The 26,184-nt window shown below is 69.0% G+C and carries 17 protein-coding genes; 2 read left to right on the top strand and 15 right to left on the bottom strand.

Annotated features, from left to right (window positions below; genetic code table 11):
- Nucleotides 1-27: 27 nt before the first annotated feature.
- From ABT057_RS20040 to ngcE, 9 genes are all read right to left on the bottom strand, one after another.
- Nucleotides 28-1,527 (bottom strand): amino acid permease, encoded by a 1,500-nt coding sequence (locus tag ABT057_RS20040; protein WP_352344411.1) that lies wholly within the window; start codon nucleotides 1,525-1,527, stop codon nucleotides 28-30.
- 148 nt (nucleotides 1,528-1,675) lie between these two features.
- Nucleotides 1,676-3,604, bottom strand: coding sequence for a 1-deoxy-D-xylulose-5-phosphate synthase (dxs, locus tag ABT057_RS20035; protein ID WP_352344510.1), 1,929 nt, complete (start codon nucleotides 3,602-3,604; stop codon nucleotides 1,676-1,678).
- A gap of 194 nt (nucleotides 3,605-3,798) precedes the next feature.
- Complete coding sequence (locus tag ABT057_RS20030; protein WP_502973946.1) at nucleotides 3,799-5,172, bottom strand: sugar ABC transporter permease; 1,374 nt, start codon at nucleotides 5,170-5,172, stop codon at nucleotides 3,799-3,801.
- Nucleotides 5,169-5,960 carry an ATP-binding cassette domain-containing protein gene (locus ABT057_RS20025; RefSeq protein ID WP_352344410.1) on the bottom strand — a complete coding sequence of 264 codons (792 nt, stop codon included), beginning with the start codon at nucleotides 5,958-5,960 and terminating at the stop codon, nucleotides 5,169-5,171. The genes ABT057_RS20030 and ABT057_RS20025 overlap by 4 nt, the downstream gene beginning before the upstream one ends.
- Before the next feature lie 275 nt (nucleotides 5,961-6,235).
- A complete protein-coding gene (locus tag ABT057_RS20020) occupies nucleotides 6,236-7,318 on the bottom strand; it encodes a sugar ABC transporter substrate-binding protein (RefSeq protein WP_352344409.1) in 1,083 nt (360 codons plus the stop codon).
- 135 nt (nucleotides 7,319-7,453) lie between these two features.
- Nucleotides 7,454-8,653 (bottom strand): ROK family transcriptional regulator, encoded by a 1,200-nt coding sequence (locus ABT057_RS20015; RefSeq protein WP_352344408.1) that lies wholly within the window; start codon nucleotides 8,651-8,653, stop codon nucleotides 7,454-7,456.
- A 318-nt stretch (nucleotides 8,654-8,971) separates the two neighbouring features.
- A complete protein-coding gene (locus ABT057_RS20010; protein WP_352344407.1) occupies nucleotides 8,972-9,886 on the bottom strand; it encodes a carbohydrate ABC transporter permease in 915 nt (304 codons plus the stop codon).
- Nucleotides 9,887-10,813, bottom strand: coding sequence for a carbohydrate ABC transporter permease (locus ABT057_RS20005; RefSeq protein ID WP_352344406.1), 927 nt, complete (start codon nucleotides 10,811-10,813; stop codon nucleotides 9,887-9,889).
- Nucleotides 10,814-10,848: 35 nt separating this feature from the next.
- A complete protein-coding gene (ngcE, locus tag ABT057_RS20000; protein ID WP_352344405.1) occupies nucleotides 10,849-12,312 on the bottom strand; it encodes an N-acetylglucosamine/diacetylchitobiose ABC transporter substrate-binding protein in 1,464 nt (487 codons plus the stop codon).
- A gap of 361 nt (nucleotides 12,313-12,673) precedes the next feature.
- Here ngcE and ABT057_RS19995 point away from each other — a divergent pair, with 361 nt between their 5' ends.
- On the top strand, nucleotides 12,674-16,399 hold the full coding sequence (locus ABT057_RS19995) for a GH92 family glycosyl hydrolase (RefSeq protein WP_352344508.1): 3,726 nt from the start codon (nucleotides 12,674-12,676) through the stop codon (nucleotides 16,397-16,399).
- Between the two features lie 5 nt (nucleotides 16,400-16,404).
- On the top strand, nucleotides 16,405-18,345 hold the full coding sequence (locus ABT057_RS19990) for an alpha-glucuronidase (RefSeq protein ID WP_352344404.1): 1,941 nt from the start codon (nucleotides 16,405-16,407) through the stop codon (nucleotides 18,343-18,345).
- Here the strand turns inward: ABT057_RS19990 and ABT057_RS19985 are convergent.
- The 6 genes from ABT057_RS19985 to ABT057_RS19960 are packed head-to-tail and all read right to left on the bottom strand — an operon-like array spanning nucleotide 18,339 to nucleotide 26,075.
- A complete protein-coding gene (locus ABT057_RS19985) occupies nucleotides 18,339-20,363 on the bottom strand; it encodes a beta-galactosidase (protein ID WP_352344403.1) in 2,025 nt (674 codons plus the stop codon). The two genes, ABT057_RS19990 and ABT057_RS19985, sit on opposite strands and share 7 nt — an antisense overlap.
- Nucleotides 20,360-21,040, bottom strand: a complete 681-nt coding sequence (locus tag ABT057_RS19980; RefSeq protein WP_352344402.1) for a hypothetical protein — start codon at nucleotides 21,038-21,040, stop codon at nucleotides 20,360-20,362. Before ABT057_RS19980 ends, ABT057_RS19985 begins: the two co-directional genes overlap by 4 nt.
- On the bottom strand, nucleotides 21,037-22,545 hold the full coding sequence (locus ABT057_RS19975; protein WP_352344401.1) for a GH39 family glycosyl hydrolase: 1,509 nt from the start codon (nucleotides 22,543-22,545) through the stop codon (nucleotides 21,037-21,039). The genes ABT057_RS19980 and ABT057_RS19975 overlap by 4 nt, the downstream gene beginning before the upstream one ends.
- Nucleotides 22,542-24,197: an ABC transporter substrate-binding protein gene (locus tag ABT057_RS19970; protein WP_352344400.1), complete on the bottom strand. Its 1,656-nt coding sequence runs from the start codon at nucleotides 24,195-24,197 to the stop codon at nucleotides 22,542-22,544. Before ABT057_RS19970 ends, ABT057_RS19975 begins: the two co-directional genes overlap by 4 nt.
- Before the next feature lie 28 nt (nucleotides 24,198-24,225).
- A complete protein-coding gene (locus ABT057_RS19965; RefSeq protein WP_352344399.1) occupies nucleotides 24,226-25,098 on the bottom strand; it encodes a carbohydrate ABC transporter permease in 873 nt (290 codons plus the stop codon).
- Nucleotides 25,092-26,075 (bottom strand): ABC transporter permease, encoded by a 984-nt coding sequence (locus ABT057_RS19960; RefSeq protein ID WP_352344398.1) that lies wholly within the window; start codon nucleotides 26,073-26,075, stop codon nucleotides 25,092-25,094. Before ABT057_RS19960 ends, ABT057_RS19965 begins: the two co-directional genes overlap by 7 nt.
- Between the last annotated feature and the right edge of the window lie 109 nt (nucleotides 26,076-26,184).

Raw genomic sequence — 26,184 nt, 5'->3', positions numbered from 1 at the left:
CACGCTCCGGGCCACCGCTCGCCCCGGCTACGGCGCGTCCGTGGCCGCGGGTTGGGCGGGGCGGCTGAGGAGGCTGTGGGAGCGGCCGTAGAGGAAGTAGACGACGAAGCCGACGACCATCCAGATGCCGAAGCGGAGCCAGGTCTCGGCGGGCAGGTTGAGCATCAGCCACAGCGAGGCGCACACCGACAGGATCGGGATGACCGGCACCCACGGGGTGCGGAAGGCCCGGGGCAGGTCGGGACGGGTGCGGCGCAGGATGATCACACCGATCGCGACGACCACGAAGGCGAAGAGCGTGCCGATGTTCACCAGTTCGGCGAGCTCGCTGAGGCTGGTGAAGCCGGCCAGGATCGCGATGAGGACGCCGAGCAGGATGGTCGGCCGGTGCGGGGTCTTGAACCGCGGGTGGACGTGGGAGAAGAAGCGCGGCAGCAGTCCGTCGCGGCTCATCGCGAAGAACACCCGCGTCTGGCCGAGGAGCAGGATCATGCAGACGGTGGTGAGGCCGACGGCGGCGCCGAAGCTGATGAAGCCCGCGAACCAGGGGTGCCCGGTGGCCTTGAAGGCGTCGGCGAGCGGGGCGCTCACGGACAGCTTGGTGTAGTGCTCCATTCCGGTGACGACGATCGACACCGCGACGTACAGGACCGTGCAGATGATGAGGGAGCCGATGATGCCGCGGGGCATGTCGCGCTGCGGGTTCCTGGTCTCCTCGGCGGCCGTGGCGACGACGTCGAAGCCGATGAAGGCGAAGAACACCACGGACGCGGCGGTGAAGATGCCCATCACGCCGAAGTTGGAGGGCGCCCAGCCGAACATCAGCTGGATCAGCGGCGACTGCAGGTTGTTGCCGGCCTCGACGGTCTGCGCCTTCGGGATGAACGGGTCGTAGTTCTCGCCGTGGATGAAGAAGAGGCCCGCGATGATCACGGTGAGGACGACGGTCACCTTGACGGCCACGACGACCGTGGTGACCCGCGCGGAGAGCTTCGTGCCGACCACGAGGATGGCGGTCAGCACCAGGACGAGGGCGGCGGCGAGGATGTCGAAGCCGAAGCCGTCGGCGCCTTCTCGTCCGCTGAGCGCCGCCGGCAGGTGCCAGCCCGCGTTGTCCAGGAGCGAGGCGATGTACCCGGACCAGCCGACGGCCACCACCGCCGTGCCCAGCGCGAACTCCAGGACCAGGTCCCAGCCGATGATCCAGGCGGGCAGTTCCCCGAGGGAGGCGTACGAGAAGGTGTAGGCCGAGCCGGCCACCGGGACGGTGGAGGCGAACTCGGCGTAGCACAGCGCGGCGAGCGCGCAGGCGACCCCGGCGGCGACGAAGGCCAGGGCGACGGCGGGACCGGCGTTGTTCTTGGCGACCGTGCCGGTCAGCACGAAGATGCCCGTGCCGATGATGACGCCGACGCCGAAGACGGTCAGATCCAGCGCGGACAGGGATTTCCTGAGCGCGTGCTCCGGCTCCTCGGTGTCCTGGATGGACTGCTCGATGTTCTTCGTCCTGAAGAGGGTGTTGCTCACGGACATACCTCCCACGCTGTCTCGTCCTCGACATGATCGAGAGGGGGCGTATTGCGTATGCCCCGGCGCGGGCGACTTCACGCGAATGGGCCGGTTTCACCACTCTGGCCCGTGGTGAAACCGGCCCGTACGGGCGTGTCGGGAGGTGTCAGTCGCAGGCGGGCTGCACGGAGTCCACCTCGGCGGCCGAAGTGCCGTACTTCCCATCGAGCTTGGCGACCAGGCCGGTGACCTGGCGGGCGATGTCGGGGGCGGTCAGGCCGATCTCCGCCATGACCTCGGCACGGGAGGCGTGGTCGAGGAAGCGCGGCGGGATGCCGAAGTCGCGCAGCGGGACGTCGACGCCGGCGTCCCGCAGGGCCTGGGCGACGGCCGAGCCGACGCCGCCGACGCGGGAGTTGTCCTCGACGGTGACGACCACGCGGTGCCGCTCGGCGAGCGGGGCCATCGCCTCGTCGACGGGCTTGACCCAGCGCGGGTCGACGACGGTGGTGGTGATGCCCTGTTTCTCGAGCAGGCCGGCGATCTCCAGGCACATGGGCGCCAGGGCGCCCACGGAGACGAGCAGCACGTCGGGCCGGTCCGTGCCCGCCTGCCGCAGGACGTCCATGCCGCCGACGCGGCCGACGGCGGGTACGGCGGGGCCGACGGCGCCCTTGGAGAAGCGGACGACGGTCGGCGCGTCGTCGACGGCGACGGCCTCCCGCAGCTGGGCGCGGACCTGGTCGGCGTCGCGCGGAGCCGCGAGGCGCAGGCCGGGGACCACCTGGAGGATCGACATGTCCCACATGCCGTTGTGGGAGGCGCCGTCGGTGCCGGTGATCCCCGCCCGGTCCAGTACGAAGGTCACACCGCACTTGTGGAGGGCGACATCCATGAGGACCTGGTCGAAGGCACGATTGAGGAAGGTGGCGTAGACGGCGAAGACGGGGTGCACTCCGGCGTGGGCGAGGCCCGCGGCGGAGACGGCGCCGTGCTGCTCCGCGATGCCGACGTCGTAGACCCGCTCCGGGAAACGCTTGGCGAACTTGTCGAGGCCTACGGGCTGGAGCATCGCGGCCGTGATGGCGACGATGTCCTCGCGCTCCTCGCCGAGCCTGACCATCTCCTCGCCGAAGACGGAGGTCCAGTCGGCGCCGGAGGAGGCGATCGGCAGGCCGGTGTCGGGGTGGATCTTGGGGACGGCGTGGAAGCGGTCGGCCTCGTCCTGCAGGGCGGGCTGGTAGCCGCGGCCCTTCTCGGTGAGGCAGTGCACGATCACCGGGCCGCCGAAGCGCTTGGCGCGGGCCAGCGCGGATTCCAGGGCCTCGAGGTCGTGGCCGTCGATGGGGCCGACGTACTTCAGGCCCAGGTCCTCGAACATGCCCTGCGGGGCGATGAAGTCCTTGAGGCCCTTCTTGGCGCCGTGCAGGGTGTCGAAGAGCGGCTTGCCGACGACGGGGGTGCGCTCCAGGAGGTCCTTGCCGCGGGCCAGGAACCGTTCGTAGCCGTCCGTGGTGCGCAGGGTGGCGAGGTGGTTGGCGAGGCCGCCGATGGTGGGGGCGTAGGAGCGCTCGTTGTCGTTGACGACGATGACCAGCGGGCGGTCCTTGGCGTCGGCGATGTTGTTGAGCGCCTCCCAGGCCATGCCGCCGGTGAGCGCGCCGTCGCCGATGACCGCCACGACGTGGCTGTCGCGGCCGAGGATCTCGTTGGCCTTCGCGATGCCGTCGGCCCAGCCCAGCACCGTGGAGGCGTGGCTGTTCTCGATGACGTCGTGCTCGGACTCTCCTTGCGAGGGGTAGCCGGACAGGCCGCCCTTCATCTTCAGCTTCGAGAAGTCCTGCCGGCCGGTCAGCAGCTTGTGCACGTAGGACTGGTGGCCGGTGTCCCAGAGCACCTTGTCCTTCGGCGACTCGAAGACCCGGTGCAGGGCGATGGTGAGCTCGACCACACCGAGGTTGGGGCCGAGGTGGCCACCGGTCTTGGACACGGCGTCGACGAGGAAGGTCCGGATCTCCCCTGCCAGCTGGTCCAGCTCCTCCGGGCTGAGCCGGTCCAGATCGCGCGGTCCCCTGATGCGGGTCAGCAGCGGCACCCGTGCCTCCTTGCAGTAAAAGCTGTTCGAGCTGTTGCCGGGCGTGTCGAGTCTAATGTTCCGCCCGGGCGGGCGGACTCCGGCCCATGGGTCATAGGTCACGCGAACGGCCGTACCCATGATGGGCACGGCCTATGACACGCCTGTGCCCGGCGCCTTGTGGGCGCCGGGCACAGTGAGGTTTCCGCCGCAGGTCAGCCGCGGCCGGCCGCCTTCTGGCTCTTGCGGGACACGGAGTCGATGACGACCGCGCCCAGCAGAACACCACCGGTGATCATGTACTGGATCGAGGTGCTCATGTTCAGCAGGTCGAGGCCGGTCTGGATGGACTGGATGACCAGCATGCCCAGGAGGGCGGACCAGACGGTGCCGCGGCCGCCGAAGAGGCTGGTGCCGCCGATGACGGCCGCCGCGATGGCGAGCATCAGGGTGTTGCCGCCGCCGGCGCTCAGCGAGGCGCCCGCGGTCTGGCCCGCGAAGAACATGCCGCCGACCGCCGCGAAGGCGCCGGAGATGGCGAACACGGTGATGCGGACCATCGGCACGTTGATACCGGCACGGCGGGCGGCCTCGATGCCGCCGCCGACCGCGAACACCTTGCGGCCGTACGTCGTGCGGCGCAGCACGAAGTCCACGATCACCAGCGCCGCCAGGAAGATCACCAGCGAGTTGGAGACACCGGCCGCGTCGTTGAGCACGGCCGCGGACACGAACGCCGCGACCGCGAGCAGGCCCACGCGCAGCAGGATCTCGCTGGTCGGACGGAACGGCACACCCGCGGCACGGCGGCGGCGCTGCTCGCCCAAGTTGCCGACCAGGGACAGCACGACGGCGAGACCGGCCAGCAGGTAGGCGCCGATGATGGCCTGGTCCATGAAGAAGGAGTTCTGGCCGAACAGGTGGATCGGGCCGGAGTCCGAGGGAAGGTTGATCGTGCCGCTGGAGCCCAGCAGCCACAGCATCAGACCGTTCCAGCCGAGGAAGCCGGCCAGGGTCACCACGAAGGCCGGTACACCGATCTTCGCGAAGAACCATCCTTGGAGGGCGCCGATGCCGACGCCGACGGCGATCGTCAGGACGAGCGACACCCATGGGTTCATGGAGTGGTCCACCACGAACACGGCGAACAGCGCGGACGCCAGGCCGCTGACCGAACCGACCGACAGGTCGATCTCACCGAGCAGCAGGACGAACACCAGGCCGATGGCCAGCATGCCGGTGGCCGACATGAAGTAGCTGATGTTCGAGAGGTTGTCGGCGCTCAGGAAGAGGTCGTTCTTCAGCTGGAAGATCGTCCAGATGACGATCAGGCCGAGGACCACCGGGATCTGGCCCAGCTCGCCGCCCTTGACCTTGCGCTTGAACTCCGTGACGTAGCCCTTGAGTCCCTCTTCGCGGACCAGCAGACGCGGGTCGACGACGGAGACCGGCGCGGCCGTCGGGTCGTCGGCGGGGGCCACGGTCGTCTGCTCCTCGACCACACCCTCGCCCTTGTCGAGCTTCGTTGCCGTGCCGGCCTTCTCGGGCTCCGGGGAGTCGCCTTGCACGGTCTTCGACGTGTCGCTCACTTTGCCGCCTCCGTGGTGCGACGCCCCGCACGACGGGTCACGGCGTTGTCCGTGGCCCCGGTGATCGCGGCGATGATCTCTTCGTGGCTGGTGTCCTTCACGGGGAAGGAGCCGTTGTTCCTGCCGAGGCGCAGCACGGCGACGGTGTCGGCGACCGCCTTGACGTCGGCCATGTTGTGGCTGATGAGGATGACGCCGAGGTTGCGCTCGCGCAGCCGCTCGACGAGGTCGAGGACCTGCGCGGTCTGCTCGACGCCGAGGGCCGCGGTGGGCTCGTCGAGGATGACGACCTTGGGGTCGCCGATCAGGGCGCGCGCGATGGCGACGACCTGGCGCTGACCGCCGGAGAGGCTCGCGATCGGGATGCGCACGCTCGGGATGCGGATGGAGAGCGTGGACAGCAGCTCGCGGGAGTTCTTCTCCATCGTCACCTCGTCGATGACGCCCCGGCGCAGCAGCTCGCGGCCGAGGTAGAGGTTGCCCACCACGTCGAGGTTGTCGCAGAGCGCGAGGTCCTGGTAGACCGTCGCGACGCCGAGTCCCTGGGCGTCGTGCGGCTTGTTGATGCTGACCGTGCGGCCCTCCCACTCGATGACGCCCTCATCGATGGGGTGGACTCCCGCGATCGTCTTGACCAGGGTCGACTTACCTGCGCCGTTGTCGCCCACGAGGGCGACCACTTCTCCGGCGTGGACCTCCAGTTCGACGTCGGTGAGTGCCTGGACCGCACCGAATCGCTTGGAGACTCCGCGCAACGCCAGCACGGGCGTAGCGGACACGTGAACCATCTCCTTCGCCGCCTGACCGGCGGGGATGCCGCGCTTGGGGTGATGCGCGGAAGGACGTGCGGGCCCCCTTCGGCGTCCGCACGATGTCTACAGAATGAACATGCGCGAATCCGCTGCGCTCGGCAACGGTTCCGTCCGACGCCCGCCCCGATAGCGGGGTGTGAGTGTGGGGCAGGCGTCGGAGGAGTCTCGCGGGACCGCTAGGCGGTCTGGGCCCGAGTCCCGCTTCGGGACTCGGGCCGGGGTGTGCCCGGCGACGTGCGCCGGGCCGGCGACTACTGCAGGCCGGCGGACTTGCAGGCGGCGGCGAAGTCGGCGGTGCAGATGTCCGCGACCGTCCACAGCCCGTCCTTGACGACCGTGTCCTTGATGTTGGTCTTGTTGACCGCCACCGGGGTCAGCAGCTGCGAGGGCACCTTGTCACCGGAGCCGCTGGTCAGCGTGGTGGGGGCGGTGATCTTCTTGCCGTTCAGCAGGTCGACGGCCATCTGCGCGGCGGCCTCGGCCTCCAGCTTGTAGTTCTTGAAGATCGTGGAGGACTGCGTGCCGGCCACGATCCGCTGGATGGCGGCGAGCTCGGCGTCCTGGCCGGTCAGCGGGATGCTGCTGATCTTCGCACCCTTGAGGGTGTTGGCGATGCCACCGGCCATGCCGTCGTTGGCGGCGTAGACGCCGGCGATGTTCTTGGCGCCCAGCTGGGTGATCGCCGCGGACATCTTCTGGGCGGCGACGGTGTCCTTCCAGAGGCCGGACTGCTCGTAGGCGATGTCGACCTTGCCGTCGAGGGCCTTGTGCGCGCCTTCCTTGAACTGGGCGGCGTTCGGGTCGGCGTCGTCACCGTTGATCATGACGACCTTGGCCTTGGTGGTCGCCTTGGAGCCGAGGGCGTCGAGCAGGGACTGACCCTGGAGCTCGCCGACCTTGACGTTGTCGAAGGAGACGTAGCCGCTGACCGGGCCCTGGGCGAGGCGGTCGTAGGCGACGATCTTGACGCCCTTGTTCGCCGCGGCCTGGAGAGAGGACTTGATGGCGGCGGAGTCCTGGGCGGAGATCGCGATGACCTTCACGCCCTTGGTCACCATGCTGCTCACCTGCTGGGCCTGCTTGGCCGGGTCGGCGGCGGCGTTGGCGTACTCGAGCGTACAGTCCGAGCAGAGCGCCTTGACCTTGGCGTCGAAGAACGGCTTGTCGAACTTGTCGTACCGCGCGGTGACGCTGTCGGGAAGCAGCAGGCCGATGGACTTGCCGCCCGAGCTGCTGCTGTCGGAGCCGCTGTCCTTGTCGTCGCCGGCCTTGCCGCACGCGGCAATCGACAGCGCCATGGACACGGCGGTGGCGCCGATCACGACTCTACGCATCGTTGCGTTCATTTGGGGTGTGCCTCCCTGACAGGGCCGCAACGCTGCGGCCGAGGTGGCTCGAAGTCAACTCGGCCGCAAGTTCGACGTCAAGAAGTAAATACTTAACGAGATGGCAACGGCGTCATTCGTTCTCTAAGTGAAGGCAGGTGTCGCGGTCGGCAAAGTGCCGTCCAAAAGGGTCGAATCACCCATCTCACTGAGCGCGAGAGCGAGTGCTCCGAGCACCTCCGCACGGCCACCGAGCGCCCCCGGGAGAACGGAGAGTTGACGCGCCGCACTGGGGATCGCATAGCGGCCGACGGACTCCCTGATCGGACCGAGCACAAGCTCACCGGCCTCGGCGAGATCACCACCCAGGACCACCCGGCTCGGATTCAGCAGGTTACAGAGATTGGCGACTCCACTGCCGACATGGCGGCCGACGTCGGCGATCACCCGACGACAGCCCGGGTCTCCGTCCCTGGCCAGCCGCACCACACCCTCCATCGTCAGGTCGGTGCCATGGCTGGACTGGAGGAGCGGCAACACGTAGCGCGCGGCCGCGAAGGTCTCCAGGCAGCCCCGGTTTCCGCAGCGGCAGACCGGTCCGGATTCGTCAAGTGTAATATGTCCGATTTCTCCCGCAGTCCCGCCGGGCCCCCGGTAGATCTTCCCCTCGATCACCAGACCGGCGCCGACACCGCTCGCGACCTTGATGTAAGCAAGATCACGCACTCCCCGGCCGCTGCCCCAGACGAGCTCGCCGAGGGCGCCGAGATTGGCGTCGTTGTCCACGTGAACAGGCACTCCGAGGCGGCCTCTGAGTTCCTCGGCCGGTCTGGTGCCGATCCAGCCGGGCAGGATCGCGGAGGAGCCGAGCGTGCCGGACTCCAGATCGATCGGGCCCGGTACGCCGAGACCGACCCCCGCGATCTTCGTGCGATCCACCCCGGTGGCCTCTATCAAGCGGGTGACCAGCTGCTCCGCACGGTCGAAGCCCTGAGCCGAGGAGGCGTCCACATCGAGCGGCTCGGACTCCTCGGCGAGCACCTGGTGGGCGAGGTTGCCGAGGGCCACCCGCAGATGGGTGTGGCCGAAATCCACCCCTATGACGATGCCGGCGTCACCGCTGAGCGAGACGCTGCGGGCCCGGCGCCCGCCCGCCGAGGTGGGCGTGACCTCGACGGTTCCGGCGTCCTTGAGCTCGCGCACGATGTTGGAGACGGTCGCGGCGGACAGTCCCGTGGTCCGGGCGATCTCCGCCTGCGTGAGCGACCCGGCCAGACGCACCGCGCGTACGACCCGCTCCAGGTTGGCCCGATGCAGTGACGACTGCGACCCCGGAGTCTCCACGACGACCTCCTGCGCGCGGGACCGCTTCAATGAGGCCCCGTCTATGTCCAACTAGTGAACTCTAAGCTGAGCCGTTCGGGTCCACTCCCGTCAAGAGGTTGAACACTATCCGCGCGGCCGAACGGACCACGCCGAGATGGTCCGGTCCAATGTTGCGGGGTGTGTGGGACCGGCTGCGGGGCGTTGCGGAAAGTCGGATTCCGGGGTGCGCCGTACGGGTGTGCGGGGGTGCGAAAGCGGACGGGTCGTCATGAAAAGCGGCGTACACGGACAGCCCGTGCACCGGGCGTCCGCGTACGCCGCATGAAGGCGGGCGGTTTACTTCACGGCCCCGGCTGTCAACCCCTGCACCACCTGCCGCTGGAAGACGATGTACGCCGCGAGCACCGGGAGCATCGCCATGACCAGGCCGGCGAACAGTCCCGACCAGTCACCCTTGTAGCCCTGGCTGACGGCCAGTTGGACGAGTCCCTGGGTGAGGACCCGTTTGTCGGGGTCGGTGTTGAGGACCGTGGGCAGCATGTACTGGTTCCACTGGCCGAGGAAGTTGAAGATGCCGACGCTGACCAGGCCGGGCTTGGCCATCGGCAGCATGATCTGGAAGAAGGTCCGGGTGTGCGAGGCGCCGTCGACGAACGCGGCCTCCGCCACCGAGGTGGGCAGCGTGCGGAAGAACGCCGTCAGGAAGAACACCGTGAACGGCAGCGAGTAGGCGATGTAGACCAGGATCAGCCCGTGCAGGGTGTTCAGCAGTCCCATGTTGTTCACCACGTAGAACAGCGGGACCAGCGCCAGCATGATCGGGAAACTCATGCCGCCGACGAACAGGAAGTAGATGAACCGGTTGCCGGGGAAGTCGAAGCGGGCGAGGACGTAGGCCGCCATGGAGCCGAGGGCCAGGGTGCCGATGAGCGAACCGCCGACGACCAGGGCGGTGTTGAGGAAGTAGTCGCTCATGTTGGCCTCGGTCCAGGCCCTCGACCAGTTGTCGAGGTGCAGCCGGTCCGGCAGCGACCAGGGCGAGGAGAAGATCGAGCGGTCGTCCTTGAAGGAGGTCATCACCGCCCACAGCAGGGGCAGCACCACCATGACGGCCCAGATGACGAGCACACCGTGCGAGAAGACGTTCAGGGCCCGGCCTTCGCTCCTCGGCGCGGCGGGCGCCCGCCCGGCCGGAAGGCCGGTCTTGGTGACGGGCGCGGGGGCGGGGACGGGGGGTTCGGTCGTCTTCACTCAGTACTCCAGCCGCTCGCGCCTGCCCAGCCGCATCACGACGGCGGCGAAGGCCAGCGTCACGACGAGCAGGGCGACCCCGATGGTGGTGGCGTAGGCGGCCTGACCGTCACGGAACGCCTTCTGGTACACGTACAGGACCATGACGGTGGTCGAGTAGTCGGGACCGCCCGGGCCGGTCGTCATGATCTGTACGACCGCGAACGACTCGGCGCCGAGGGCGAGGATGCCCATGTATACCCAGCCCGACTGCACGGTGTCCCAGAGCAGCGGCAGGGTGACGCGGAAGAACGTGGTGGACCGGTTCGCGCCGTCCAGGAGGGCGGCCTCGTAGAAGTCGGCGGGGACGGCGGCCATGGCCGCCGAGAACAGGACCACGAAGAAGCCGACCGTGGACCAGACGAGGACCGCCATCACGCACCACAGCGCGAGGTCCGGATCGCCGAGCCACACCGGCTGGACACCGCCGAGGCCGATGCCCCGCAGGAACGAATTGACGGCGCCGCTGTCCGGGTTGTACGCGAAGGCGAACAGCAGCGCGACGATCGCGATCGACAGCACTTGCGGGAAGAAATACACGATCTTGTAGAACCCGGAACCGCGCACTCCGGAAATGGCCGGACCGCCCTTTCTCCGCCGGCCGCCGACATTGATCATGAATGCCAGGAACAGGGCGAACCCGATCGTCACCAACGGCACCAGGAGCGCGAACAGCAGGCTGTGCCACAACGACTTCCAGAAGATCTCGTCGTCCAGCATCCTGCGGTAATTGCCCAGGCCGACCATCTTGAATTCGGGGCTCAGTCCGGTCCAGTCCGTGAACGAGTAGTAGATGGACTGGATGAACGGCCAGACCACGAAGAGCGCGTACAGGCCGAGGGGGAGCGCCAGGAACCCCACGATGAACCGGTACTTGCCATGCTGCATCGCCACTCCGGTGCGTCGTGAATACGTTGCTGGTGCTACTGGTGCTTGTAGTGCTTGATCGACGTGTCCTTCGCCGCCGCGTCGGCGTACCCCTGGATCTTGTTGACGGCCTCGACGGGGGTGAGCCGCCCGGCCATCATCTCGCCGAGACCGCCGACGCCGATCTGTTCCTTCTGCAACTGGACGTACCAGTCCTGCATCCGCGGGTTGACGACGTTGTCGCCGGCCTTCTCCAACGCGGCGACGCCCGACTTCAGGCCCGGGGTGAGGGTGATGCCGTCGGTGCCGCCGTTGTAGGCGGTGAGCGACTTGACCTTGGCGGTGAAGTTCCTGGAGGAGGCCTCGCTCAGCATGATGCGCAGCTGCTCCATGCCGCCCGCGGCGTTCTTCGCCTTGTCGGGGACGATGAACGGCTCACCGCCGGAGGCCCAGATGGTGCCGAAGGGCATCTTGTCGGAGGAGTCGATACCGGTGGGCGCGGAGACGGCGAGGTCGAAGTCGGCCGGGATGACCTTCGCCGACTCGTTCTCCACCCAGGAGCCGTTCGGGATGAACAGGGCCTTGCCCTCGGCCCAGGCGGTCTGCGACTGGATGTGGTCCAGGCCCGGGGTGCCCTTGAGGACGTAGCCCTTCTTGTAGAGCTCGTAGTACGCCTCGAAACAGGCCTTGACGGCCGGGTGTTTCCAGGCGTTCGGCTCCAGGTTGTCGATCGCGTCGAGGACCTCGCGGCCGCCGACCTTGCCGATCATCGGGTAGAGCGAGAAGGGGAGGTAGTACGGGTACTTTCCGGCGTACGTCCAGCCGGCCATGCCCTTCTTCTTGGCCTTCGCGCAGACCGCGAGCATCTCGTCCCAGGTCTCGGGGTAGGCGGCGTCCAGCGAGTCCAGGGCCTTCTGCGAGTACCAGACGCCGTAGACGGTGTAGGCGTAGTACATGATCCAGACCGGGTCGCCGTCGAACTGGCCCATCTCGACGATGCCGGGGCGCAGGGTGTCGCGGACCTTCTTGGCCGGGTCGTCGTAGGAGGGGGCGTCCAGCAGCGGGGTGAGGTCGGCGAGCTGCTTCTTGCCGACCAGGACACCCATGTCCATCTGCTCGGCGCCCGAGTTGTCGATGAGGTCGGGCGGGGTGCCCTGGTTGAAGCGGGGCTGGAGCGTGGACTGGATCTTCTGGGTGGCGGTGAACTTCACCTTTGCCTTCGGGAAGCCCTGCTCGTAGATCTTCACGGCGTCCTCGGCGTACTCCTTGCCGAAACCGCCGTCGAACAGGACGAATTCCATCTGTGCGGTCTCGTTCACCGCAAGGGGGTTCTTGGCCGTCTTCTTCCCGGCCTTGGCCTTCTCCTCGCCTCCGCCGCCGCTGCTGGCACAGGCGGCCAGAAAACTCATCGTGGGCACGGAGACCAGGCCGAGTGCGGCCGACCGTCTGATCAGATCGCGGCGGCCCAGGCCCGCCGATTCCTCGTTCACTGCGCCGTTGTGCTCAGAGCTGGATCCCATGTGCTCAAGTCCTCCGCGGTCGGGTCGAGCAGAGTCGTGCGGATCGCGTGAATCGCCGACAGGTATAGTCCAGTTTCCGTCAGCGGATCAAGATCGAGCGCAAGGTTGGCGACCGGTCTTTTCCGAGTTGAGACCTCCCGGAAATATGAGTCATCCGTGGCCGGCTTGGCCGAAAATTCCACGACATGTGCCCCGCTTGGCGCAATCAACATCCTTGACACCGACCACCACTTGGCCCACTACTGATTCCTGCGCACCGAGATGGACAACGTTGTCCGGGGGCTGGTCCGGGCGGGGAGGATGCTCACGCATGCAGTGGTTCGGACGGTTACGCGCGGTCGCGATCACGGCCGCCCTTGTCATGACGGTCGGCTCACCGGGTGTGGCGGTCGCCCAGCAGGCGCCCGTCAGGCTGCCCGCCAGGGCGTTCGCCTCGTCGTTCGAGGCGGGCCAGCCCGCACCCGACTGGGTCAGCACTCCCGAGCGCGCCTCGGGGGTCGACGGCGGCTACGACAGCGGAAGGCTTCCCGGTGATGTGACCGACCAGGTCACCGGCATCCGGGCGAGCGGAGAGAACGCCGGCTCCTTCGAGGTGAAGGAGAACCTCGTCGACCGCGACCCCGACAGCAAGTGGCTGGCCTTCGCCTCCACCGGCTGGGTGGAGTTCGACCTGTCCGCTCCGGCCGCGGTCAGCACCTACGCGCTGACCTCCGCCAACGACGTCCCCGAACGCGACCCGGCGGACTGGACCCTGAAGGGCTCGGCGGACGGCACCACCTGGACGACGCTCGACAGCCGCAGCGGGCAGTCGTTCTCCCAGCGCTACCAGACGAAGACGTACACCCTCGCCGCCGCGGCCGAGTACCAGCACTTCCGGCTGGACTTCACGAAGAACCACGGGGTCGGCATCCTGCAGCTGGCCGACGTCCGGTTCGGCACGGGCGGGGGCGGCGAGCCGACCCCGCCGGACATGCTGACCGTCGTCGACGACGGCCCGACCAGCTCGCCGACCGCGAAGGCACGGGCCGGGTTCACCGGTCTGCAAGCGCTGCGGTACGCCGGGCGGCAGACGGCCGCGGGCCGGGGGTACTCGTACAACAAGGTCTTCGACGTGAACGTGCGGGTCGGCGCGCGGACCCAGCTGGCGTACCGGATCTTCCCCCAGCTCGCCCACGGCGAACTGGACTACGCGGCGACGAACGTGTCGGTGGACCTGGCCTTCACGGACGGCACCTATCTGAGCGGCCTGGGGGCGGTGGACCAGAACGGGTTCCCGCTGTCGCCACGCGGACAGGGCGCGGCGAAGGCGCTGTACGTCAACCAGTGGAACGACGTGCTGTCGTCGATCGGGTCGGTGGCGGCCGGGAAGACGGTCGACCGGATCCTGGTGGCCTACGACTCCCCCGGCGGGCCGGCGCAGTTCCGGGGCTGGGTCGACGACATCGCGCTCCGGACGGCCGCACCCGAGCCGAAGAAGGCGCATCTGTCGGACTACGCGCTGACCACGCGCGGGACGAACTCCAGCGGGAATTTCTCGCGGGGCAACAATTTCCCGGCCACCGCCGTACCGCACGGGTTCAACTTCTGGACCCCGGTGACGAACGCGGGCACCGTGAGCTGGCTGTACGACTACGCCCGGGCGAACAACGCGGACAATCTGCCCACGATCCAGGCGTTCAGCGCCAGCCATGAGCCGAGCCCCTGGATGGGCGACCGGCAGACGTTCCAGGTGATGCCTTCGGCCGCTACGGGCGTCCCGGACACCGGGCGCACGGCACGGGCGCTGGCGTTCCGGCACGAGAACGAGACCGCGCGGCCGTACTACTACGGCGTCCGGTTCGAGAACGGCGTCAAGGCGGAGATCGCGCCGACCGACCATGCGGCGGCCCTGCGCTTCACCTTCCCCGGGGACGACGCGAGCGTCCTGTTCGACAACGTCACCGACCAGGCGGGACTGACCCTCGACAAGGACTCGGGTGTCGTCACCGGCTACTCGGACGTGAAGTCCGGCCTGTCCACCGGCGCGACCAGGCTCTTCGTGTACGGCGAGTTCGACCGGCCGGTGACGGACGGGGCGTCGAGTGGGGAGAAGGGGTATCTGCGGTTCGACGCGGGCGCCGACCGGACGGTCACGCTGCGCCTGGCGACCTCGCTGATCAGCCTCGACCAGGCGAAGGACAACCTGCGGCAGGAGATACCCGCGGGCGCCGGTTTCGACTCGGTGAAGCGGCAGGCCCAGAAGCAGTGGGACGAGCTGCTCGGCACGATCGAGGTCGAGGGCGCGACGGCCGACCAGCTGACCACGCTGTACTCCAGCATGTACCGGCTCTATCTGTACCCCAACTCCGGTTTTGAGAAGGTCGGTTCGAAGTACCAGTACGCCTCGCCGTTCTCGCCGATGGAGAGCCAGGACACCCCGACGCACACCGGCGCGAAGATCGTGGACGGCAAGGTGTACGTCAACAACGGCTTCTGGGACACCTATCGGACCACCTGGCCGGCGTACTCCTTCCTGACCCCCACTCAGGCAGGTGAGCTCACCGACGGTTTCGTGCAGCAGTACAAGGACGGCGGCTGGACCTCGCGCTGGTCCTCCCCCGGGTACGCGGACCTGATGACCGGCACCTCCTCGGACGTGGCCTTCGCGGACGCCTATCTCAAGGGGGTCGGCTTCGACGCGAAGGCGGCCTACGAGGCGGCCCTGAAGAACGCGACGGTCGTGCCGCCGTCCTCGGGTGTGGGCCGCAAGGGCATGGCGACCTCGACCTTCCTCGGCTACACGAGCACGGACACCAAGGAAGGCCTGTCGTGGGCGCTGGAGGGCTATCTCAACGACTACGGCATCGCCCGGATGGGCCAGGCCCTGTACCGCAAGACCGGTGAGAAGCGGTACCAGGAGGAGTCCACGTACTTCCTCAACCGCGCCCAGGGGTACGTGAACCTCTTCGACAAGACGGCCGGCTTCTTCCAGGGCAGGGACGCCGAGGGCGACTGGCGCGTGCCGTCGGCGAGTTACGACCCGCGGGTGTGGGGCTACGACTACACCGAGACCAACGGCTGGGGGTACGCCTTCACCGCCCCGCAGGACAGCCGGGGGCTGGCCAACCTCTACGGCGGCCGCGGCGGCCTGGCGCAGAAGCTCGACGCCTACTTCGCCACCCCGGAGACCGCCTCCCCCGAGTTCGTGGGCTCGTACAACGGGGTCATCCACGAGATGACGGAGGCCCGGGACGTCCGGATGGGCATGTACGGGCACTCCAACCAGGTGGCCCACCACACGATCTACATGTACGACGCGGCCGGGCAGCCCTGGAAGGCCCAGGCGAAGGTCCGCGAGGTGCTGTCGCGGCTCTACACCGGCGGCTCGATCGGACAGGGCTACCACGGCGACGAGGACAACGGCGAGCAGTCGGCCTGGTACCTGTTCTCCGCGCTCGGCTTCTACCCGCTGGTGATGGGCAGCGGCGAGTACGCGATCGGTTCCCCGCTGTTCAAGAAGGCCACCGTGCACCTGGAGAACGGCAAGGACCTCGTGATCAAGGCCCCGAAGAACAGCACGAAGAACGTCTACGTGCAGGGTCTGAAGGTCGACGGCCGGGCCTGGACGTCGACTTCGCTCCCCCACTCGCTCCTCGCGAAGGGCGGGGTCCTGGAGTTCGACATGGGACCGCGGCCCTCGGCGTGGGGCAGCGGGAAGAACGCGGCACCCGTCTCGATCACGCAGGACGACAAGGTGCCGACCCCCCGGAAGGACGTGCTGACGGCCGACGGCGCGCTCTTCGACAACACGTCGGAGACCGACGCGACGGTGTCGGGAGTGGTCGACCTGCCGGTCGGCGGGGCCGCCAAGGCGGTGCAGTACACCCTGACCTCCGCCTCCGACCACACGAAGGCGCCCACGAGCTGGCGGCTGGAGGGTTCGTCCGACGGGACGACGTGGAAGACCCTGGACCGGCGCTCCGGACAGAGCTTCGCGTGGGACCTGCAGACACGGGCGTTCACCGTGGGGTCGGCGGGTAGGTACGCGAAGTACCGCCTGGTGTTCGACGGCCAAGTGCAGTTGTCAGAAGTGGAGTTGCTGTCCTGAACTGGATGGACCCCGCCTGGTTGCCCCCGGAGGCCTTCGGGCCGCTGGGGGCTCGGCGCACCCTGATCCGGGGCGCCGGTCCCCTGGTCGGGACCGTGCGCGGCGAGGTGAGCGAGGCCTGTGAGCGGTTCGGCGGCGAAGTCGTACGGGACGGCCCGTACGACCTGCTGCTGGAGCTGACCGACGGCGGACTCGGCCCGGAGGACCACACGTACGCCCGGGAGGGCGGTACGACGACGGTCACCGCCTCCGACGGTCGCGGGCTGCTGTACGGCCTGTTCCATGTCGTGCGGCTCGGCGAGGAGGCGTTCACGCGCGGCCGGCCGCGCGAGATCCACCGCCCCGCGACGGGCGTGCGCATGCTCGACCACTGGGACAACGTGGCCGTGCACCCGGTCATGGGCCAGGTGGAACGCGGGTACGCGGGCGGCTCGCTGTTCTGGCGGGACGGCCGGGCGCGGGGATGGACGGACCGGGTCCGGGCGTACGGCAGGCTGCTCGCCGCCTGCGGGATCAACGCCGTCTGCGTCAACAACGTCAACGTGCACGCGACCGAGGCGCGGCTGCTGACCGACCGGATCGGCGAGGTCGCCGAGATCGCGCACGCGCTCAGGCCGTACGGCATCCGGACGCATCTGTCGGTGACCTTCGCCGCGCCGGTCGTGCTGGGCGGGCTGTCCACCGCCGATCCGCTGGAGGACCCGGTGCGGGACTGGTGGGCCGCGGCCGCGCGCGGGGTGTACCGGGTGATCCCGGACTTCGGCGGCTTCGTGGTGAAGGCCGACTCGGAAGGGCAGCCGGGGCCGTTCACCTACGGGCGCAGCCACGCGGACGGGGCGAACATGCTGGCCGCCGCGCTCGCCCCGCACGGCGGCACGGTCCACTGGCGGGCCTTCGTCTACGACCACCGGCAGGACTGGCGGGACCGCTCGACGGACCGGGCGCGGGCCGCGCACGATCATTTCGCCCCGCTGGACGGGCAGTTCGCGGACAACGCGGTGCTCCAGGTGAAGCACGGGCCGATGGACTTCCAGGCGCGCGAGCCGGTCTCCCCGGTGCTGGGGGCGCTGCCGCGCACCCGGCTGGCGGTGGAGGTGCAGGCCACCCAGGAGTACACCGGGCAGCAGCGGCACGTGTGCTGGCTCGGGCCGATGTGGAGCGAGGTGCTGGGGTTCCGCCCGGAAGGCGGACTGGGGCCTTCTGTCGGTGAGTTGGCTCAGGAGCTGGTGGCCGTGTCCAACGTGGGCGACGACCCGTTCTGGACCGGGCACCCCTTGGCGCAGGCGAACCTGTACACCTTCGGCAGGCTGGCCTGGCAGCCGGACGCCGACCCGGGCCGCGTCCTGGACGAGTGGATCGGCCTCACGTTCCCCGGCGCCCCCGACCGGCTGGCGGAGGGACTGCACCGGGTGCTGGACGGCTCCTGGCGGACGTACGAGAAGTACACGGCACCGCTCGGGGTGGGGTTCATGGTGCAGCCCGGGCACCACTACGGGCCGAGTGTCGACGGCTACGAGTACAGCCCGTGGGGGACGTACCACTTCGCCGACCGCGACGGCATCGGCGTCGACCGGAGCGCGGCGACCGGTACCGGGTACGCGGCGCAGTACGCCAAGCCCTGGGCCGACGTCTACGAGTCCCGGGAGACCTGTCCGGACGAACTGCTGCTGTTCTTCCACCATGTGCCCTACGGGCATGTGCTGAGGAGCGGCAGGACGGTGATCCAGCACATCTACGACACCCACTTCGAGGGCGTCGAGGAGGCCGAGGAGGCCCGCCGGGTGTGGGCGGGCCTCGCCGGCCTGGTGGACCCGGCCCGGCACGCGCGCGTGGCGGAGCGGTACGAGGAGCAGGTGCGCTGTGCCCGGGAGTGGCGGGACCAGGTCAACACCTACTTCCTGCGCAGGTCGGGGGTGCCGGACGCGCACGGCAGGCTCATCTACTGAAGGCGCAGGACGGCGACTCCGAGCGGGTCCAGCGGGAGGGACTCGCCCTGCTCGTACGTCTTCCCGGTCAGCAGGTCGGTCGCGGCCTGCCGCATGGCCAAGTGAGCCGCGTTCGTCGTGTGGTTCAGGAGAAACAGCAGGGAGGTGCCGTCGGCGGTGACGCGGGTGGCCGTCTCGACGCCGGGCTGGTCGGCGCAGGGGCCGGTCAGGTCGTGGCGGGCGAGGACGCGGCGCACGACGTGGCCGACGCCGGGCTGGTCGAGGGCGGTGGCCACGTACCAGGCCTCCCCCGTCCCGTGCGCGTGGCGGGTCACGGCGGGGGTGCCGGCGTAGAAGTCGTCGCCGTAGGTGCCGACCGCCTCGGCGCCGCGCAGCCGCACGATCTCGAAGACCAGCCGGGCCTCCGTGGTGAACTCCCCCATGGACACGCGCTGTACGACGTCCTCGGGGCGGGCGTCCCATTCGTCGACGCGGATGCCGAACAGCGGGGCGAGGGGGCCGGGGACGTCGGTGAGGAAGGCGCGGTCGTGCTCGTCGGAGCGGGCGGTGAGGAAGGTCGCGAGGACGGTTCCCCCGCGCCGTGCCACCGCCTCCAGGCGCTCGGCCAGGTCTCCCTTGACGAGGTGGAGGACGGGGGCGAGGACCACGTCGTAGGGCGTGAGATCGGCCGTGACCGGTACGACGTCCACGTCGGCGCCGGCCTCGCGGGCCGCCCGGTAGTAGCTGTGGACGACGTCCGGGTAGCGGACCAGGCGGGAGGGGCCGTCGGAGATCTCCAGGGCCCACCAGCTGTCCCAGTCGAAGAGGAGCGCGGTGCGGGAGGGGGTGCGGGCGCCCAGGGTCGCGGCGCCCAGTGCCGCCAGCTCGGCGCCGATCGCCTCGACTTCGAGGAAGGTGCGGGTGTCGTCGCGGCCGGCGTGGCCGATCACCGCGCCGTGGTATTTCTCGCAGGCTCCGCGGGAGGCGCGCAGTTGGAAGTAGAGGGCGGCGTCGGCTCCGTGCGCGATCGCCTGGAAGGTGGCCAGGCGCAGTTCGCCCGGCCTGCGCAGGGGGTTGACGTCGCGGCAGGCGGTGGTGGACGGGGTCTGTTCCATCAGCCAGAAGGGGGCGCCGTCCTTCAGGCCCCGCATGAGGTCGTGGGCGAGGGCCGGTCGCGTGGGCGGGGCGTCCAGGGGCGGGTAGTTGTCCCAGGAGGCGAAGTCCAGATGGGGTGCCCAGCGGTGGTAGTCGAGGGGCCGGTAGGCGCCCATGAGGTTCGTGGTGACGGGGGTGTCCGGATCGTGGGCGCGGACGGCCTCCTTCTCGGCGGTGAAGCAGCCGAGCAGGGCGTCCGTCATGAAGCGCTGGTAGTCGAGGGTGATGCCCTGGAACGCGGTGTGGTCGGGGCCGCGCCAGTGCTCGGTGAGGGCGCTCGGGGGCTCGATCTGGTCCCAGTCGGTGTAGCGGTGCGACCAGAAGGTGGTCCACCAGGCGTCGTTGACGGCGTCCAGGGTGCCGTGCCGGTCCCGCAGCCAGGCGCGGAAGGCTTCGGCGCAGAGGTCGCAGTAACAGGCGCCGCCGTACTCGTTGTTGATGTGCCAGGCGAGCAACGCCGGGTGGTGACAGTAGCGTTCGGCGAGGCGGCCGGCCATCGCCGTGGACAGCCGGCGGTAGGCGGGCGAACTGGGGCAGAAGTTGTGGCGCTGACCGTAGCGGTGCCGGCGGCCCTCGAAGTCGGTGCGGCCCACTTCGGGGTACTTCCCGGCGAGCCAGGGCGGGAGGGCGGCGGTGCCGGTGGCCAGGCAGACCCGGCGGCCCTCGGCGGCGGCGCGGTCGAGGACGCGGTCGAGGACGGTGAAGTCGTGGACGTCCTCGGCGGGCTGGGTGAGGGACCAGGAGAAGACCCCGACGGTGAGGGTGTCGATGCCGGCCCGGGTGAAGAGGCGGTGGTCCTCGTCCCAGACGTCCTCGGGCCACTGCTCGGGGTTGTAGTCGCCGCCGTAGGGGATCTTCGGGGTGTCCGGGGTGTGCGGGCTCATGCGGTGAAGTCCTCCTGGGTCTCGGCGATCACCGGGCGGCCGGCGTGCAGCAGGGACAGCAGCAGCGGGGCGGCGAGCAGGGCGGTCAGGGCCTCGGTCAGCAGCGCGGTGGTCCCGGCGGCGAGGACGAGCAGGGACGCGGCGGCCAGTGTGGTCCGGCGGTGCCGGAGCAGGAAGCGGGCGGCGAGGCGGGCGGTGTCGCGGGCGCGGAAGGTGAACAGCGAGGTGACCAGGAGGGCGTGGGCGCCCCACAGGAGCGAGGCCGCGCCGATGAGGGCGAGCAGCGCCGCCCACCAGCGGGGCAGGCCCGTGGCCCGGAAGTGGGTGAGGGTGAAGGCGATCACCGTCAGCCAGGCCAGCAGAGGGGCCCAGAGCTTGAGGGCGGGCACGGCGTTGAGCCGCCAGCCGCGCCGGTAGACGCGGGCCGGATGCAGGTCGGTGAGGTCGCGGCCGCGGTGGTGCAGGGCGTACAGGGCGGCGGAGGCGGCCGGGCCGAGCGGCAGCAGGCAGAGCGCGGCGAGGGGCAGGTTGGCGGGGTCGGGGCCGAGGAGCAGCAGAGCGGCGAAGCCGGGAGCGGCGGCGGCGAGGAGCAGGGCCTCGACGGTGAGGAGGGTGTGGATCAGGGCGGCGGCACGGGAGAGGACACCGGTGCCGAAGCCGGTGGCCGTGCCGCTCACGAGGGCTCCCCGCCCAGCAGTCGTCCCTCGTCCCACCAGGCGGGGGTCTCGTCGGTGACCGGGGTCAGTTCCACGAGCGTGATCTCGTGGCGGGACAGGGTCAGGTCCAGTTCGGCCCGGCCCTCCCGGACGGGCAGGCGGCGGTGGCCGCGGGCGGGCTCGGCGGCCTCGTGCAGGACGTCCAGCTGGGCGCGCCCCGGCGAGCGCGGGCTGCCCATGTGCCGCCAGACGGAGTAGGCGTTGCCGTGCTCCTCGTCGACGGTGGACCGGCGGACGAAGACCTCGCGGGCGGCGGCCGGGAGGGACAGCCGCAGCCGGTGCCGGTCGGGGCCGGGCGTCTCGCCGGTCGGGTCGACGGGCGCCCAGGCCAGGGCGGTGACCCGGCCGTCGGGGTGGCGGGTGACGAGGTGGTCGTCGCCGCGGGCGAGCAGGTCGGGGCCCATCCGGGCCATGAACGCGTAGAGGTGGTAGGTGGGCTTGCGGACCTGCCGGTGGGTGAGCAGTCCGAAGCCGCCGTGGAAGAGGGCGGTGGGCACACCGGCCTCCTCGAACATGTCGCTGAAGGTCCAGTAGGAGAACGAGTCGACGAGGTCGCCGCCGCCGGCCAGTACCGGTGCGAGGTAGGCGGCGTGGAAGGCGGTGTCGTGGACGGGGTTGTCGGGGCGGTAGGAGGAGTTGAACTCCGTGATGTGCACCGGGAGTCCGGCCAGACGGGTGCCCTTGAGGCGGTCGCGGGGGGTGGCGAACTGGTCGAGCAGGCCGCGCGCCGGGGCCAGCGTCTGGTGGACGCCGAACGGCACGTGCTGGGCGGGGCCGGAGGTGTAGGCGTGCTTGGAGACGAAGTCGACGGGGACGTCCCGGTGCCCCGCGAACTCGGCGAACCTCTCCAGCCAGTCGTCGGCGCCCGGGGAGAGGGCCGGGCCGCCCACCTGGAGCCCTGCGTCGACCTCCTTCACGGTGTGCGCGGTGACCTCGTAGAGCCGGTGGTAGGCCGGTTCGTCCGCACCCTGCCAGAAGTCGGGGAGATTGGGTTCGTTCCACACCTCGATGGGCCAGGTGCGGACCTCGTCGAGGCCGTAGCGGTCGACGAGGTGGCGGAGTGTCGCGCGGACCAGGTCGGCCCATTCCCCGTGGGAGCGGGGCGGCGTGACGTTGCCGCGCCACCAGAAGACCGTGCGGTCGCCGGAGGCCAACCCCTCGGGCATGAAGCCGAGTTCGAGGAAGGGCCGGATGCCGAGGTCCAGGTACGCGTCGACGACCTGGTCGACGTAGGTGAAGGAGTGGTGGACGTGGCGGGTGCCCTCGTGGTCGTACGGGCGGTGCACGCCCATGCCGTCGCTGAGCAGGCCGTGGCCGCGGATGTACCGGAAGCCGATGTCCCGCTGGAGGAGGGCGAGGGAGTCCTGGTAGTCGCGGCGCAGGGCGAGTTCGATGCGGCCGGTGCCGACGCAGTGGCGCCAGGCCTCGGAGAGGCGGCCGGAGGGCTCGGCCGGGACGCGGATCACCCGTTCTCCTTCTTGAAGCGGTCGCGTGCCTTGTTGTGCATCTCGACCAGCCGGTCCGCGTTCTTGGCCTTCAGCTCGGCGACGTAGGCGTCCCATTCGGACAGCGGCCGCTTGCCGAGGGCGAACTTGAGGGTGTTCTGGGTGACGTGGTCCCGCAGCGGGGTCTCCCAGAGCGAGGCCTGCTCCTGTTCCACGGACTGCAGGGGGTGGGCCGGGTCGACGGGCAGTTCCTCGCGCTGGGACATGGCGTCCTGGAACCTCCGCTCGTCCTGGGAGAAGGTGGAGGAGACCAGGGCCCAGCTGCCGCCGTAGGCGAAGACTCCGTTGTAGAAGCCGTAGTCCTTCTGGAGGTCCTTCGGCGCGTCGGGGTCGGAGCCCATCAGGCTGATGCCCGGCTTCAGTTCGTACCGGCCCGAGGAGTAGGTGTAGGTGGTGCCCTGGACCCCCCATCTGGCGAACCGCTGGCCCTCGTCCGAGTACCAGAGCCAGTCCACGAACTGCATCATCGCGACGAAGGTGTCGCTCTTCAGCGCCTTGCTGGAGATCATGACCCCGTTCTCCAGCCGGGTCCCGCTCAGCAGGACCGGGCCGGCCGGGCCGAGCGGCACCGGCACCATCTCGATCTTCGCGCCCTTGACCTGCCTCTCCAGGTTGTAGCGGTAGTTCTGGACCAGCTCCTGCGGGTTGGCACTGATCGCGAAGGACTTCTCGCCGAGCAGTTTCTGCACCGCCTCGTCGTCGGTCTGGGTGAAGCTCTCGGGGTCCATCAGTTTCCCGGCGACCAGCTTCCTCACGTACGCGACCATCTGGCGGTAGCCGTCCGTGGCGCCGGTGAAGACGAACTCCCCGGCCTTCGAGTCGTAGCTGATGTTGTCGTAGGTCCAGCCCGCCCTCACGCCGTACGCCTGGCCGAGGTAGCTCATCAACGCGGCGGCCGGGAAGGGGGTGTTGGTGCTCCAGCGGTCGGAGAACGGGTAGCGGTCGGGGTACTCGGCGCGCAGTGCCCCGAAGACCTCGTACACCTCGTCCAAGGTGGTGGGCAGGCTCAGGCCCAGTCTGTCCAGGACGTCGGTGCGCAGGGAGAGCGAGTAGCCGGACTTGACCTTCTCGTGCAGACCGGGCAGGAGGTAGTACCTGCCGTCGGACTGGCGGATGGCGTCGAGCTCCGGCTCCAGCTTCCATTTGCGCACCTTGTCCCGGAAGTTGGGCATCAGGTGCACGTATTCGCTGACGGGCAGGATCGCGCCCGAGGACACGAAGGCGACCTCGGAGGGGTGGTACGTCTTGGGGATCAGGAACGGGGCGTCGCCCGCGCCGATGAGGACGCTGCGTTTCTTCTCGTAGTCGCTGAGCGGGACCGCGATCGGCTTCAGGGTGATGCCGGTGCGCCGGGTCAGCTCCTTCCAGAACAGCCAGCCGTCCTTCAGCGGGTAGTTCGGGTTGTTGTTGTGCAGGACCGAGAACGACAGCGGCTTCGACGCCTTGAACTGCTGCCCGGCGCGGTACTCCCGCATCGCGCCGTTCTGCTTCTTGGAGAGGTCCTTGGAGTCCCCGCCTTCGTCGCCGCTCCCACAGCCGGTGAGACCGGCCAGACCGATGAAGCCTGCGGCGGCGAGGATCTGACGTCGTGACAGCTGACCTGCGTTCTTCACGGACACTCCCTTGTGTGGGGGCCGGCTCTCAGCCCTTGACCGCGCCGAGCATCACGCCGGAGACGAAGTAGCGCTGGACGAACGGGTACACGCTGAGGATGGGCAGCGCGGTGAGCACGATCGTGACCGCCTGGATGTTCGCGCCGACCTGGCTGAGCTGGTCGGTGGCGGCGCCGGCGTTGCCGCCCGTGGTGGCGCCCGCGATGAGGTTGCGCAGATAGACGGTGGCCGGCATGAGCTCGGTCCGGTCCATGTAGAGGTACGCCGAGAACCAGGAGTTCCAGAAGGACACCGAGTAGAAGAGCACCATCGTGGCGACCACCGCCTTCGACAGCGGCAGCACGATCCGCAGCAGGATGCCGTAGGTGCTGAGCCCGTCGAGTTGGGCGGCCTCCTCCAGGTCGTCCGGCAGGCTCTCGAAGAAGGCCTTCATCACCAGCAGGTTGAAGACGCTGATCGCGTTCGGCAGGGCGATCGCCCAGACGGAGTTCTTCAGGCCGAGGCTGGTGACGAGGACGTAGTTGGGGATCAGGCCGCCGGTGAAGAACATGGTGAAGACGGCCACCCCCACGAGCACGCCCCGGCCCCTGAGGTTCTTCTTCGACAGCACGTAGGCGTAACAGGTCGTCAGGATCATGGCCACGGCGGTGGACACGACCGTGTAGAACACGGTGTTGCCGTAGTTGCGCCAGAACATCGTGTCGTGGAACACGATCTTGTACGTGGTGAGGTTGAACCCCTTGGGCCACAGGGTGACTTCACCGGACCGGATCTGGCGTTCGCCGCTAAAGGACCGGGCGACGATGTTGACGAAGGGGTACAGGGTGACGACCACGACGAGAGTGAGGATCACCCCGTTGACACCCTGGAACACGCGGTAGGAGCGGCTCGGTCTCACCACAGGCTCGTCCCCGTCGTGCGGCGCGACAGCTGGTTCGCGGTGGTGATCAGCACCAGTCCGACGACCGCCTCGAACAGCCCGATCGCGGCGGCGTAGCTGAAGCTGTTGGACTCGACACCGGACCGGTAGACGTAGGTGGAGAGCACGTCGGCCGTCGGATAGGTCAGCGGGTTGTACAGCAGCAGGATCTTCTCGAAACCGACCGCCATGAAGGTGCCGATGTTGAGGATCAGCAGCGTGATCATGGTGGGTCGGATGCCGGGCAGGGTGATGTGCCAGATCTGCTTCCAGCGGTTCGCGCCGTCGATGCGGGCGGCTTCGTAGAGGTCCTCGTCGATCGTGGTGAGCGCGGCGAGGTAGAGGATCGTGCCCCAGCCGGCCGTCTGCCAGATCTCCGAACCGACGTAGATCGTGCGGAACCAGCCGGGCTCCTGGATGAACCGGACCGGATCGTGCCCGAACCAGCCGAGCACCTGGTTGACCGGACCGTCCGCGGCGAGTGTCTGCAGGGTGATGCCCGCGACGATCACGATCGACAGGAAGTGCGGCAGATACGAGACCGACTGGACGAACCGTTTCAGCGACCGTCTGCGCACTTCGTTGAGCAGCAGCGCCAGCACGATCGGGACGGGGAAGCAGAGGACGAGCGTGAGCGCGCCCAGCCAGAGGGTGTTGCGGAACACCTGCCAGAAGGTGGGGTCGGTGAGGAACATGCGCACATAGCGCAGGCCGACCCACTGCTCGCCGAGGATCGAGCCGCCTGGCTCGAAGCGCCGGAAGGCGATGACGTTGCCGATCATCGGCAGATAGCGGAAGACCAGCAAGAACAGCAGCGGCAGCACGGCCAGCGAGTACAGCTGCCAGTCCCGGCGCAGCGATCGGCGCAGGCCGCGGCGGGCCGGGCGTGCGGGGCTCGGCGGGGGCTCCGGTGGGTCCTGGGTGCCGGGTGGAGAGGCCGACGTGGTGGAGGTGCTCATGCTCGGTCCTCCCATGGAGGAGAAGTGGAACCGAAACTTTCGAGCTCTTACCGGTAACTTCGCGGCAACTTAAAGGCACTCAGAAAGCGCTGTCAATGGGTGCTGCAGC

The sequence above is a fragment of the Streptomyces sp. NPDC002588 genome (assembly GCF_040295925.1).
In the GTDB taxonomy this organism is placed as follows: domain Bacteria; phylum Actinomycetota; class Actinomycetes; order Streptomycetales; family Streptomycetaceae; genus Streptomyces.
Note: the sequence above shows the minus strand (reverse complement) of the source record. Positions and strands in the feature narration are given on the sequence as shown.